12 protein-coding genes are annotated in these 12,418 nt (G+C 71.0%); 2 read left to right on the forward strand and 10 right to left on the reverse strand.

What is annotated here, in order from left to right; genetic code table 11:
• The first annotated feature begins 48 nt into the window (after positions 1-48).
• Positions 49-960, forward strand: coding sequence for a 5'-3' exonuclease H3TH domain-containing protein (locus ACIGXO_RS28245; RefSeq protein ID WP_399792728.1), 912 nt, complete (start codon positions 49-51; stop codon positions 958-960).
• A gap of 56 nt (positions 961-1,016) precedes the next feature.
• Positions 1,017-1,880, forward strand: a complete 864-nt coding sequence (locus ACIGXO_RS28250; protein ID WP_399792382.1) for a siderophore-interacting protein — start codon at positions 1,017-1,019, stop codon at positions 1,878-1,880.
• A 158-nt stretch (positions 1,881-2,038) separates the two neighbouring features.
• Here the strand turns inward: ACIGXO_RS28250 and ACIGXO_RS28255 are convergent, their stop codons facing one another.
• The 10 genes from ACIGXO_RS28255 to pafA all read right to left on the reverse strand — a co-directional run bounded on the left by ACIGXO_RS28255 (position 2,039) and on the right by pafA (position 12,411).
• Positions 2,039-4,864, reverse strand: a complete 2,826-nt coding sequence (locus tag ACIGXO_RS28255) for a DEAD/DEAH box helicase (protein WP_399792384.1) — start codon at positions 4,862-4,864, stop codon at positions 2,039-2,041.
• Between the two features lie 126 nt (positions 4,865-4,990).
• A complete protein-coding gene (gene tatC / locus ACIGXO_RS28260) occupies positions 4,991-5,962 on the reverse strand; it encodes a twin-arginine translocase subunit TatC (RefSeq protein ID WP_399792386.1) in 972 nt (323 codons plus the stop codon).
• 62 nt (positions 5,963-6,024) lie between these two features.
• Positions 6,025-6,318, reverse strand: coding sequence for a Sec-independent protein translocase subunit TatA (gene tatA / locus ACIGXO_RS28265; protein ID WP_030252003.1), 294 nt, complete (start codon positions 6,316-6,318; stop codon positions 6,025-6,027).
• Between the two features lie 196 nt (positions 6,319-6,514).
• On the reverse strand, positions 6,515-6,733 hold the full coding sequence (locus ACIGXO_RS28270) for a hypothetical protein (protein WP_399792389.1): 219 nt from the start codon (positions 6,731-6,733) through the stop codon (positions 6,515-6,517).
• A gap of 203 nt (positions 6,734-6,936) precedes the next feature.
• Positions 6,937-7,179, reverse strand: coding sequence for a hypothetical protein (locus tag ACIGXO_RS28275; protein WP_399792391.1), 243 nt, complete (start codon positions 7,177-7,179; stop codon positions 6,937-6,939).
• Between the two features lie 59 nt (positions 7,180-7,238).
• A complete protein-coding gene (locus tag ACIGXO_RS28280) occupies positions 7,239-8,189 on the reverse strand; it encodes a YafY family protein (protein ID WP_031062578.1) in 951 nt (316 codons plus the stop codon).
• 17 nt (positions 8,190-8,206) lie between these two features.
• A complete protein-coding gene (locus ACIGXO_RS28285) occupies positions 8,207-9,205 on the reverse strand; it encodes a helix-turn-helix transcriptional regulator (protein WP_399792393.1) in 999 nt (332 codons plus the stop codon).
• A 228-nt stretch (positions 9,206-9,433) separates the two neighbouring features.
• Positions 9,434-9,808 carry an FKBP-type peptidyl-prolyl cis-trans isomerase gene (locus ACIGXO_RS28290; RefSeq protein ID WP_030252017.1) on the reverse strand — a complete coding sequence of 125 codons (375 nt, stop codon included), beginning with the start codon at positions 9,806-9,808 and terminating at the stop codon, positions 9,434-9,436.
• A gap of 99 nt (positions 9,809-9,907) precedes the next feature.
• Positions 9,908-10,888: an FKBP-type peptidyl-prolyl cis-trans isomerase gene (locus tag ACIGXO_RS28295; RefSeq protein WP_399792395.1), complete on the reverse strand. Its 981-nt coding sequence runs from the start codon at positions 10,886-10,888 to the stop codon at positions 9,908-9,910.
• Positions 10,889-11,049: 161 nt separating this feature from the next.
• On the reverse strand, positions 11,050-12,411 hold the full coding sequence (pafA, locus tag ACIGXO_RS28300; RefSeq protein WP_030252024.1) for a Pup--protein ligase: 1,362 nt from the start codon (positions 12,409-12,411) through the stop codon (positions 11,050-11,052).
• Positions 12,412-12,418: the final 7 nt, after the last annotated feature.

Genomic DNA, 12,418 nt, shown 5'->3' on the forward strand with positions numbered 1-12,418 from the left:
GGCGTTGTCAGTGGCGTGCGGCATCATCGGCGTGTGACTCGACGCCTGATGCTCCTCGACACCGCCTCGCTGTACTTCCGCGCGTACTTCGGCGTGCCGGACTCCGTCCGCGCCCCGGACGGCACGCCCGTCAACGCCGTCCGCGGCCTGCTGGACTTCATCGCCCGCCTGCTCCAGGACCATCACCCGGACGACCTCGTGGCCTGCATGGACGCCGACTGGCGCCCCCAGTGGCGGGTCGACCTCATCCCGACGTACAAGGCGCACCGCGTCGCCGAGGAGGCCCCCGAGGGCTCCGCCGCGCCGGACGTCGAGGAGGTCCCGGACACGCTCTCCCCGCAGGTCCCGGTGATCGAGGCGGTACTGGACGCGCTGGGCATCGCGCGTGTGGGCGCGGCGGGATACGAGGCGGACGACATCATCGGCACGCTCGCCACGCGCGCCGCGGGCCCGGTCGACATCGTCACCGGCGACCGCGATCTGTACCAGCTCGTCGACGACCGCCGCGGCGTCCGCGTGCTGTACCCCCTCAAGGGCGTCGGCACCCTCCAGGTCACCGACGAGGCGTGGCTCCGCGAGAAGTACGGCGTGGACGGCGCGGGCTATGCGGACCTGGCACTGCTGCGCGGCGACCCCAGCGACGGCCTGCCCGGCGTGCCGGGCATCGGCGAGAAGACCGCGGCCAAGCTGCTGGCGGCCTTCGGCGATCTGTCCGGGATCATCGCCGCGGTCGACGACCCGGCGGCCAAGCTCACGCCCACGCAGCGCAAGCGGCTGGCCGAGGCCCGCCCGTATCTCGAGGTCGCGCCCACGGTCGTGCGCGTCGCCACGGACGTCGCGCTGCCCTCCTTCGACCCGGCCGTGCCGAAGGAGCCGGCCGATCCCGCGACGCTGGAGGAGCTGGCCGCGCAGTGGGGGCTGGGCGGCTCACTGCAGCGTGTCCTAGGCGTGCTCTCATGATGTGCTGTTAGGTTAGGTCTACCTAACTTATTCTGAGAACGCCCAGGGGGCCCACCGTGGCAGCAGACCGTCCCACCGAACGTCCCGCCCGCAAGAAGGCCGTCACCTACCGCGCCCGCGTGATCCATACCGAGCGCCTCAGCCCGCACATGATGCGGGTCGTGCTGGGCGGCGCGGGCCTGGCGGACTTCCCCGCGGGCGAGTACACCGACCACTACATCAAGCTGCTCTTCCCGGTGCCGGGCGTGACCTACCCGGAGCCGTTCGACATCGCGCAGATCCGTGCCGACTTCCCGCGCGACCAGTGGCCGCGGACCCGGACGTACACGGTGCGCGCCTGGGACCCGCAGTCCCTGGAGCTGACGGTCGACTTCGTGATCCACGGCGACCAGGGGCTGGCCGGGCCGTGGGCGCAGCAGGCCGAGGCGGGCGAGGAGATCCGTTTCCTCGGCCCCGGCGGCGCGTACGCCCCGGAGGCCGCGGCCGACTGGCATCTGCTCGCCGGCGACGAGAGCGCGCTGCCGGCCATCGCGGCCTCGCTCGCCGGAATGCCGGAGGACGCGGTGGTGCGTGCCTTCATCGAGGTGGCGGACGCCCGCGAGGAGCAGAAGCTGCGGGTGCCGGCCGGCGCGGAGATCGTCTGGCTGCACCGCGGTGATGCGCCGGTCGGCGAGCGGCTGGTCGACGCGGTACGGGCGCTGGAGTGGCCCGCCGGCCGGGTGCAGGCGTTCGTGCACGGCGAGGCGGGCTTCGTGAAGGAGCTCCGCCGCCTGCTGCGCGTCGAGCGCGAGATCCCGCGCGCCGACCTCTCGATCTCCGGTTACTGGCGCCGCGGCCACGACGAGGACGGCTGGCAGGCGTCGAAGAAGGAGTGGAACGCGACCGTGGAGGCGGAACAGGAGTCACCGACCGCCTCCTGACCTTGAGGCACCTGACGGGCCAGCCCGAATCAAGCCCGTCCGGCGCTCGAGGACAACCCCAGCCCAATCAAGCCCGTCCGGCGCTTGAGGACGAGCCCGCCCGGCGACCGAGGGCACCCCACAGGGACCCCCACCGGCCGCCGGGCGGCACGACACGCTCAACCAACGGACGAGTACGCCACCACTCCGCGCAGTACCCCGTCCACCGCCTTCCGCGCCGCCTTCGCGACCGTCCCCCCGGGAGGAGCAGCCGCCGCGATCTGTCCCAGTACATCGATCAGCTGCTTGCACCAGCGGACGAAGTCGCCGGCCGGCATCTCCGCCTCGCGGAGCACCGCGTCGAGCCCCACGCCGGACGCCCACTGATGCGCCGCCCACGCGAAGCCGAGGTCCGGCTCGCGCTGGCCGACACCCTCCGCCTGGTTGATCCGGTGGTCCTCCTCCAGGGCGTCCAGCCGCCCCCAGATCCGCACCATCTCGCCCAGCGCGGCCCGCGCCTTCCCCGAGGGCAGCTTCGGCGCGACGGCGTCGTCCGCCTGGCGCGCCTCGTACACCAGCGCCGACGCGCACGCGGCCAGCTCCTGGGGCGACAGCCCCTCCCAGACGCCCTCGCGCAGGCACTCGCTCGCCAGCAGGTCCAGCTCGCCGTACAGCCGCGCCAGCCGCCGGCCCTCGTCCGTGACCGTGTCGCCCTGCAGATAGTCCAGCTCGGTCAGGAGCGAGCAGATCCGGTCGAAGGTACGCGCGATGGTGTTCGTACGGCCCTCGATACGGCGCTCCAGCTGGCGCGTGTCCCGCCGCAGCCGGTGGTACCGCTCCGCCCAGCGCGCGTGGTCCTCGCGCTCGTCGCAGCCATGGCACGGATGCGCCCGGAGCGCGGTCCGCAGCCGCGCGATCTCCCTGTCGTCCGCGGCCGGGGACCGCTGCTTGCGGTGCCGCTCCGGCGGGATGTGCCCGGCCTTCGTCCGCAGCGCGGAGGCCAGGTCGCGGCGCGACTGGGGGCTGCGCGCGTTGAAGGACTTCGGGATGCGCATCCGGTCCAGCGCCTGCACCGGCACCGGGAAGTCGATCGACGCCAGCCGCTTGACCTGCCGCTCCGCGGTGAGCACCAGCGGCCGCGGCCCGTCCTCGGCATGGAACCCACGATGGCCGTTGGTCCGCCCCGACGGCATCCCCGGGTCGAGCACCAGCGCCAGCCCCGCGAACTTCCCCGTCGGCACGTGGATCACATCGCCCGGCTTCAGCTTCTCCAGCGCCGCCGCGGCCGCAGCCCGGCGCTGCGCCGCGCCCTGCTTGGCCAGCTCCGTCTCGCGGTCCTTCAGCTCCCGGCGGAGCCGCGAGTACTCCTCGAAGTCCCCGAGATGGCAGGTCATCGCCTCGCGATAGCCCTCCAGCCCCTCTTCGTTCTTCTGCACCTGCCGCGAGATGCCGACGACCGACTTGTCGGCCTGGAACTGCGCGAAGGACATCTCCAGCAGCTCGCGCGAGCGGTGCCGGCCGAACTGCGAAACGAGGTTGACCGCCATGTTGTACGACGGCTTGAAGGAGGAGCGGAGCGGGTACGTACGCGTGCCCGCGAGGCCCGCGACCGCGGCCGGGTCCATGCCGCGCTGCCACAGCACCACCGCGTGGCCCTCGACGTCGATGCCGCGCCGCCCGGCCCGGCCGGTGAGCTGCGTGTACTCGCCGGGGGTGATGTCCGCGTGCTGCTCGCCGTTCCACTTGACGAGCTTCTCCAGGACGACCGAGCGCGCCGGCATGTTGATGCCGAGAGCCAGGGTCTCGGTCGCGAAGACCGCCTTGACCAGGCCCTTCAGGAAGAGCTCCTCGACCACTTCCTTGAACGTGGGCAGCATGCCGGCGTGGTGCGCCGCGATGCCGCGCTCCAGGCCCTCCAGCCACTCGAAGTAGCCGAGGACGTGCAGGTCCTCGTCGGGGATGCCGGCCGTGCGGGCTTCGACGATCTTGCGGACCTTCTCCCGCGCCGCCTGGTCGTTCAGCCGCAGGCCCGAGTACAGGCACTGCTGGACCGCCGACTCGCAGCCGGCCCGGCTGAAGATGAACGTGATCGCCGGGAGCAGGCCCTCATTGTCCAGCCGGTCGATCACCTCGGCGCGGCTGGGCGTCCAGATCCGGCTGCGCTGGCGCCGCTCGCGCTCGCGATCGGCCTCCCGCAGGTTGTTGCGGCCGCGGCGCTTGTCGCGGCCGAAGGTCGGGCGGCTGTTCTCCATCCGGGCCAGCCGCACCAGGTCGGGGTTGACCTCGCGCCGGCCCTGGCCGGGCTCGGCGCCGTCCCGCTCCTCGAAGAGGTCGTACATCCGGCGGCCCGCCAGCACGTGCTGCCACAGCGGCACGGGGCGGTGCTCGGAGACGATCACCTCGGTGTCGCCGCGCACCGTGTCCAGCCAGTCGCCGAACTCCTCGGCGTTGGACACCGTGGCGGAGAGCGACACCAGGGTCACGGAGTCGGGGAGGTGAATGATCACCTCTTCCCAGACGGCGCCGCGGAAGCGGTCGGAGAGGTAGTGCACCTCGTCCATGACCACATAGCCGAGGCCGTTCAGCGCCTGGGAGCCGGCGTACAGCATGTTGCGCAGCACTTCGGTGGTCATCACGATCACCGGTGCGTCGCCGTTGACGCTGTTGTCGCCGGTCAGCAGGCCGACCTTCTCGGCGCCGTACCTCTTGACCAGGTCCTGGTACTTCTGGTTCGAGAGGGCCTTGATGGGGGTGGTGTAGAAACACTTGCGGCCCTGTCTCAGGGCCAGGTGGACGGCGAACTCGCCGACAATCGTCTTACCGGATCCGGTCGGAGCGGCGACCAGCACACCCTTACCGGCTTCCAGGGCCTCGCACGCCTCGATCTGGAACGCGTCCAGTCCGAAGTCGTACATCTCCTTGAAAGGGAAGAGTGCGGTGGCCTGCTCGGCCGCACGCGATCGCGCGGCGGCATAGCGCTCAGCAGGGGACATGTCCTCGGTCATCGTGTCTACGAGCCTACCGGCCACCTCTGACAGTCACGCGATCTTTAACGACCCGTGCCCCGGTCCATGGCCCCTGCCCCCGCTTCCCGGGAAGCCCCACCCCGCTCCCCGGGGAGGCGGGAGCGGTTACGTGATGTCGTCCATGTCGTCCCGGCGGGACTCCAGGGTGCGGCCGGGGCCGGACTGCTCCGGGAGGGCGCGCGGGGCGTCGACGGACTCGATCGCGCCGATGTCCTCGGGGGTGAGGTCCAGCTCGGAGGCTTCGTCGTCGGCGGGGCCCGCGGCTACGGCACGCGCCCTGCGGCCGTCGTTCACCAGGGAGACCAGCACCGCGGCGAAGTAGAGGACCACGATCGGCGCGGCCAGCGCGATCATCGTCAGCGGGTCGGTGCTCGGCGTGGCGATCGCGGAGAAGACCGTGATGCCCATGATCATGGCGCGCCACCAGCCGAGCATGCGCTTGCCGGAGATCACTCCGCCGAAGTTCAGCAGGACCAGCAGCAGCGGCATCTCGAAGGACAGGCCGAAGACGACGACCATCCTGGTCACCAGGTCGAGCAGCTTGTCCAGCGGGAGGAGGTTGTCGATGCCGATCGGCGTGAAGTCGATGAGGACCTTGGCGGTCGTCGGCAGCACCGCGTACGCGAAGTAACCGCCGATCATGAAGAGCGGGAAGCCGGCGCCCACGAAGCTGAGCGCGTACTTCTTCTCGTTGCGGTGCAGGCCGGGCGCGAGGAACGCCCACAGCTGGTACAGCCAGACCGGCGCGGACAGGATCAGGCCGGCCATCAGGGAGACCTTGAGCGCCAGGGTGAAGGGCCCGAGCAGGTCCATCATCACGATGCGGGCGCAGGTCTCGCCGCCCTGCTTCCGCGCCAGCTCACCGAAGGACAGGTTGCAGCCCACCGACTGAAGCACCGGCTTGGTGATCAGATTGATGATGTCGTTGTAGAAGAACGCCGAGATGACGCTCGCCACCACGATGGCCAGCACGGACTTCGCGAGCCGGTTGCGCAGCTCGCGCAGGTGCTCCGCGAGGGGCATCCGGCCCTCGGGGTCCCTGTCCTTCTTATCCTTCTTCGGGGCAGACTTGAGCAACCCACGTCCTCATCTCGTGCGGCGGGCAGCGGTACCGGGCCGCCGCCCCAGTCGGCCCTGGGTCAGCGCTTGGTGGTGCTGTCGGTCGGCTCGGCGACCGGACGGGAGCTGTTCACATCACCGGGCGACGCCTGGATCGTCTTCGGGGTCTCGGCCTGCGCGTCGTTCGGCGGGTCCGACGGCGCCGACTGGGACTGCGAGCCCTCCGACTTCATCGCCTTGGCCTCGCTCTTCAGGATGCGCGCCGACTTGCCGAGCGAGCGGGCCATCTCGGGGAGCTTCTTGGCACCGAACAGGAGGATGACGACGACGAGGATGAGGATGATCTCGGGAGCGCCGATCTTTCCAGTGAACATAAGTGTTTACCTTCTCACCGAGGCGGCTGGGGTGGGGCTGCCCGACTGGTCGGACAAGCGTCCGTTTCGCCGTGCTGTCAGCGATCGTAACGCGCGGGGGTTAACCGGCGGCAATCCCTCTGCATACTCCCGATTGCGGGCCGTGCCTCGCTCGTCGTCCCGCATCCTGCAGCGTACCGCCCCGGCCCGGCCGATTTCAGACCCTCTCGGCCCCGGGGCCCGCCATCGCTCCGGCGTCCCCGGCCAGCGGCCCGGCGGCCCGCTCCAAGTTCTGTGCGGCGTACTGGATCCGGCGCGAGGTCTCGTCCACCTGACGGGCCAGTCTGCGCACCTCCACGAAGACGCGGACGGCCAGGACACCGAGCACGGCGAGGCCGAGGAAGCCGAGGGCGATGGCGATCATGGGCCAGAGCATGGGGCGAGCCTACCGGCGCTCACGGGACGAGGCGCCCAGGGGGCGGGGCGCCCAAGGGACGGGGCGCCTACGGGGCGAATCGAACGAACCCGTGCCCCCACCGGGGGATTACCCAGCGGAGCCGCGAGAACCGCGCGCGGGCCCGGACCCGGCCCCCGGCCCCTACCCCCGGCCCGCGCCCCTCCCGTACGAAGCCCGCCCCCTCACCCCGTATGCAGCCGCAGCGTCCGTACTCCCCCGCCGGTCAGGAGCTCCACTATGCGTTCGCCGGCCGGCTTGCGGACGGCGGAGCCGCAGTCGGGGCAGGTGAAGGAGTAGAAGGTGGTGCGGCGGCTGCCGCCGATCGCCAGCCGCAGCGCGCCCGCGGCCAGTTCGAAGCGGCCCCGGCAGTCCGGGCAGGCCGCCTTGAAGATCACGGGCGCGGCCGGGGTGGTCACGGTCGTCATCGCACTCACAGCTCCCCTGCGGTTTCCTCGACTGTCCCTGCCTGCTCCGGGCCGCCGCTTCAGCCGCCGTACGCCGCGAGGGCACGCGCCGCCGCGTCCCGCGCGCTGTCCGCCAGCTCCTGCGGTGCGACGATCCGCCCGTCCCGGCCCAGCCGCAGCGCGAGGCGCCGCAGCGAGGCGGGCTCCGGGGTGCGCAGGGTGATGCGCAGGCCCCCCTCGGGCAGCTCCTCGGCGGTGTCGTGCGGGTAGTACTCGGCAACCCAGCGGCCGCCGGGCCCCACCTCGATCACCACCTCCGGGTCCTCGGCGGCCGGCTGCACCAGCCCCTCGGACAGGTCCCGCAGCTCGATCGGCGGCGGGTCGGAGGGCGCGTCCAGCAGCTTGATCTCGGCCACCCGGTCCAGCCGGAAGGTGCGGCGCGCCTCGGAGAGCCGGCACCACGCCTCGACATAGGTGTGGCCGACGGCGAAGAGGCGGATGGGGTCCACCTCGCGCTCGGTCAGCTCGTCGCGGGCGGGCGAGTAGTACTTCAGCCAGAGGCGGCGGCGCTCGGCGATGGCCCGGTCCACGTCGGCGAAGACGCCGCCCTCGGACTCGAAGGTGACGGAGAGGCGGGAGCTGGCACCCGCGGCCTCACCCGCAGCGGCCTCCAGCTTGGCGGTGGCGCGCAGCAGCGCCTGCCGGTCGCCCTCGCGCAGGCCCGGCAGGGTCGACACGGCGCGCGCCGCGACCAGCAGCGCGGTCGCCTCGTCGGCGGCCAGCCGCAGCGGCTCGGCGACGTCGTCGGGGTTGTGCCACCAGATGCGGTCGCCGTCGGTGTCGATGTCCAGCAGGTCGCCGCCGCGGAAGCTCGTACCGCACATGGGCAGCACGTCGAGGTCCGCGATCAGCTCGTCCTCGGTGATGCCGAAGGCCCGGGCCACGTCGCTGACGCGGGCGCCGGGGCGCTCGCGCAGATACGTCACCAGGGACAGCATCCGGCGGGTCTGGTCGATGGCGTTGATCGCCATGGTCTGGTCGCTCCCCCTCAGCCCTTGGCCACGGCACGCAGCCGGTCCACGACGTCCGCCCGCAGCTCGGCCGGTTCCAGTACGACCACGTCCGGGCCCAGTTCCACGAGCCAGGCGTCCAGGCCGTGCCCGTACGGGATCTCCAGCTCGTCCCAGCCCTCGTCCGCCGCGCGCACGGACAGCGCGCGGGCGCGCAGCGGGTAGCCGTGGTCGGCGCGCAGCTTGATGCGGGCGGTGCCGGTGGCGGTCTCGCCGGCCCAGCTCTCCACCGTCTCCCGTACGGTCACGTGGTCGGGCACCTCGGCGGTGAACTTCCCCGCGCGGGAGCGGACCTTGCCGGTGATGCGGGAGAGCCGGAAGACGCGCTCGGCCTGCCGGTCGCGGTCCCAGCCGGCGAGGTACCAGTGGCCGCGCCAGCATTCGAGGATCCAGGGCTCGACCTGGCGCTGCTCGGGCCGGGCGGCGTTGGCCTTGCGGTAGTCGAAGACGACGGGGCGGCGGTCCCGGCAGGCCAGCATCAGCGGTTCGAAGGCCGCCTCGTGGGCGGGGATGCGCGGCTCCAGGGCGCTGTGCGGCTGGGCGGGGTCGTACGGGCCCTCGTCCTCGGCCGCCAGCGGCATCCCGGCCGCGCGCAGCTTCTGGAGCGCGCCGCTGGCCGCGCCCGCGAGCCGGGCCTGCTGCCAGATCTTCGCGGCCAGGCCGAGGGCCGCGGCCTCCTCGGCGTCCAGGGTGATCGGCGGGAGCCGGTTGGAGTCGCGGCGGGCGAGGTATCCGGTGTCCCCCTCCAGGCCCTCGACGGTCTCGATGACCATGCCGAGTTCCCGCAGGTCGTCCTTGTCTCGCTCGAACATGCGGTTGAACGCGTCGTCGCTCGCGCCCGCCGGACCGTCCCCCGGGCCGAACGCCTCGACGTACGCCTCGATGGAACCGCGCAACTCCCGCTTGGTGAGCGGGCGCCGGGTCCCCAGCAGGCACAGCGCCAGGTTCATCAGCCGCTCGGCCTTGGCAATGGCCATCGACGCCCTTCTCTCTGTGGTCTCGACCGATGACCGTACCGCTACCGGGAGCCGCTTCAAAAGCCGAGGGCCCATACCCCCGAGGGGGCATGGGCCCGTAAGGCTCGCGCCACGCGCCGTGCCGGCGCCGCACAAGGACGTAACCGGCGTCCGGACACGGTGGCCGCGTGGGCGAAGCTCAGCGCCGGACCGTTATCCGGTCGCGGACGCTCCGTCTGCGGCCGGTTCTCAGACCGAGACCAGGTCGCAGACGAAGATCAGCGTCTCGTTCGGCGCGATGCGGCCGCCACCGGCGCCGCGCTCGCCGTACGCCAGGTGCGCGGGGATGGTCAGCCGGCGGCGGCCGCCGACCTTCATGCCCTGCACGCCCTGGTCCCAGCCGGCGATGACCTGGCCGGCGCCCAGCTGGAACTGCAGCGGCTTGCCGCGGTTCCAGCTCGCGTCGAACTCCTCGCCGGTGCTGAAGGACACGCCGACGTAGTGGACGGAGACGGTGTCCCCCGCCTTGGCGACCGGCCCGTCACCCTCCCACAGGTCCACGATCTCCAGATCGGCGGGCGCGGGGCCCTCCGGGAAGTCGATCTCGGGCTTGTCGATGCTCACGTATGTGCTCCTACGAACGAATCGTTCTACAACGCGGGACAGTCTCGCAGATGGCCGGGCCGTGATCATCGCGGCGGGCGGCGTACCGCCCCGGCGCCCTCAGAACGTGTCGAGGATGTCCACCGAGAAGACCAACGTGTGGTTGGCCAGCTCGCCGCCCTGCGGGCTCGTACCGTACCCGTCCTTGGGCGGGACGACGATCTCGACACGGTCGCCGACGTTCTTGCCGACCAGCGCCTTGTCCCAGCCCTTGACGACCGCGTTGGTGCCGATCTGGAAGGCGGTCGCGCCGCCGTGCTTCCAGGAGGAGTCGAACATCTTGCCGTCCTCCCACTTCACGCCCGTGTACTGCGCGATCAGCCCCTGGCCGGCCTTCACCTTCGGGCCGTCGCCCTTGATGAGCACCTGGCTCTTGGTCTCCTTGGGGGCCTTCTCGCCCTTGGGGACGGTGATCTCCGCGGGCTTCCCGCTCGGCGCCTTCACCTCCGGCATACCGGCCTCCGGCGCCGCCTGCTCGCCCTTCGCCTCGCCCTTCTTGTCGGCCTTCTTGGCGGCGACCACGTCGACGACCCACACCAGGCCGTCGCTGGGCTTCACGCCCGCCTGCGGGTTCAGCTGGTCACCGATGATCGCCTTGGCGGTGCCCTCGATCTCGAAGCGGGAGCCGACCTTCTTGCCGGTCACCGCCTCCATCACCTTCGTGGGCAGCTGCGGGGTCGCCTGCCCGGCCATGCCGACGGACTGCATGCGCGGCGCCTTGGCGCTCGCGCCCGGCTGCTTGGCCCAGCTGCTGCCCAGCGACTGGCCCTTCGTCATCTGGCCCACGAAGTCCAGCCGGACGAAGTCACCCTTCTTCACGGCCGCGCCCTTGCCCTCGGAGAGGGTCTTCACGACCGGCGTGTCCGACGGCTTGGCCTTCTTGTCGACCTTGATCTTGGGCTGCTCGCCGGCCTTGCCTTCCACCGACGCGACGCTCGCACCGGAGCCCTCGTCGTCGGACCCGCACGCGGCGGTGAACAGCAGTACGGGCACGGCGATCGCCGCGGCCGCGGCACGGCGGGTGTTCTTCGTGAGCTTCATCAGTCCAACTCGGGCTAGAGGGGTGGGTGGGCAATGCCCGCCACTCTACGACCTGACCCCCACCGCAATTCCAGAGACAACACGGCAGTCATCACGGCGGAGACAACACGGCGGTGTGCCCCGGCACAAAGGCCGTTGACACACCGCCGTGTGCGAACGGGTCACATTCCTGCGATGAGCTTCTCCACCCGGTCGTCCACCGACCGGAACGGGTCCTTGCAGAGCACCGTGCGCTGCGCCTGGTCATTGAGCTTGAGATGCACCCAGTCGACCGTGAAGTCCCTGCGCTGTTCCTGAGCCCGGCGGATGAAATCGCCGCGCAGCCTCGCCCGTGTCGTCTGCGGCGGCACGGACTTGCCTTCGAAGATCTTCAGATCGTTGCACACCCGCGCCGCCTGGCCCTTTTTCTCCAGGAGGTAGTACAGCCCCCGGCGGCGGTGGATGTCGTGGTACGCGAGGTCTATCTGCGCGACCCGCGGATGCGACATCGTGATGTTGTTCTTGGCGCGGTAACGGTCGATCAGCTGGTACTTCATCACCCAGTCGATCTCCGTCGCGACCCGGTCCAGGTCCTCCTCCCGGATCGCGTCCAGCGTGCGGCCCCACAGCTCCAGGACCCGCTCGACCGTGCCCGTGCGGATGCCGCGGCGGTCGCAGAAGTCCACCGCCTTCTCGTAGTACTCCTGCTGGACTTCGAGGGCCGACGCCTCCCGGCCGCTCGCCAGCCGCACCTTGCGCTGACCGGTGATGTCGTGGCTGACCTCGCGGATCGCCCGGATCGGGTTCTCCAGGGTCAGGTCCCGCATCACCGTGCCCGCCTCGATCATGCGCAGGACGAGGTCGGTGGCGCCGACCTTCAGCAGCATGGTCGTCTCGGACATGTTGGAGTCACCCACGATGACGTGCAGCCGGCGGTACCGCTCGGCGTCGGCGTGCGGCTCGTCACGGGTGTTGATGATCGGCCGGGAGCGGGTCGTCGCCGAGGAGACCCCTTCCCAGATGTGTTCGGCGCGCTGACTGACGCAGTACACCGCGCCGCGCGGCGTCTGCAGCACCTTTCCTGCGCCGCAGAGCAGCTGACGGGTCACCAGGAACGGAATGAGGATGTCCGCGAGCCTGGAGAACTCCCCGTGCCGCGCCACGAGGTAGTTCTCGTGGCACCCGTAGGAGTTTCCCGCCGAATCGGTGTTGTTCTTGAAGAGATAGACGTCTCCGGCGATTCCCTCCTCGTGCAGGCGGCGTTCGGCGTCGACGAGCAGCCCCTCGAGAATGCGCTCGCCGGCCTTGTCGTGGGTGACCAGCTCGGTCACGTTGTCGCACTCGGGAGTTGCGTATTCCGGGTGCGATCCCACGTCCAAGTACAGGCGGGCACCGTTCCGCAGGAAGACATTGCTGCTGCGGCCCCATGACACGACACGGCGGAAGAGGTACCGCGCCACTTCGTCAGGAGACAGGCGGCGCTGTCCCCTGAACGTACACGTGACGCCGTACTCGTTCTCCAGCCCGAAAATGCGGCGGTCCATGACTGAA

Source organism: Streptomyces sp. NPDC053542 (assembly GCF_044544685.1).
Classification (GTDB): Bacteria; Actinomycetota; Actinomycetes; order Streptomycetales; family Streptomycetaceae; genus Streptomyces.

Bases quoted from the DNA above. Each gene is read 5' to 3' on its own strand.
- tatA (WP_030252003.1), bottom strand. From the start codon at position 6,318: ATGTTCACTGGAAAGATCGGCGCTCCCGAGATCATCCTCATCCTCGTC.
- ACIGXO_RS28270 (WP_399792389.1), bottom strand. From the start codon at position 6,733: ATGCTCTGGCCCATGATCGCCATCGCCCTCGGCTTCCTCGGCCTCGCC.
- ACIGXO_RS28245 (WP_399792728.1), top strand. From the start codon at position 49: ATGCTCCTCGACACCGCCTCGCTGTACTTCCGCGCGTACTTCGGCGTG.
- ACIGXO_RS28275 (WP_399792391.1), bottom strand. From the start codon at position 7,179: ATGACGACCGTGACCACCCCGGCCGCGCCCGTGATCTTCAAGGCGGCC.
- ACIGXO_RS28295 (WP_399792395.1), bottom strand. From the start codon at position 10,888: ATGAAGCTCACGAAGAACACCCGCCGTGCCGCGGCCGCGGCGATCGCC.
- ACIGXO_RS28255 (WP_399792384.1), bottom strand. From the start codon at position 4,864: ATGACCGAGGACATGTCCCCTGCTGAGCGCTATGCCGCCGCGCGATCG.
- ACIGXO_RS28280 (WP_031062578.1), bottom strand. From the start codon at position 8,189: ATGGCGATCAACGCCATCGACCAGACCCGCCGGATGCTGTCCCTGGTG.
- pafA (WP_030252024.1), bottom strand. From the start codon at position 12,411: ATGGACCGCCGCATTTTCGGGCTGGAGAACGAGTACGGCGTCACGTGT.
- ACIGXO_RS28285 (WP_399792393.1), bottom strand. From the start codon at position 9,205: ATGGCCATTGCCAAGGCCGAGCGGCTGATGAACCTGGCGCTGTGCCTG.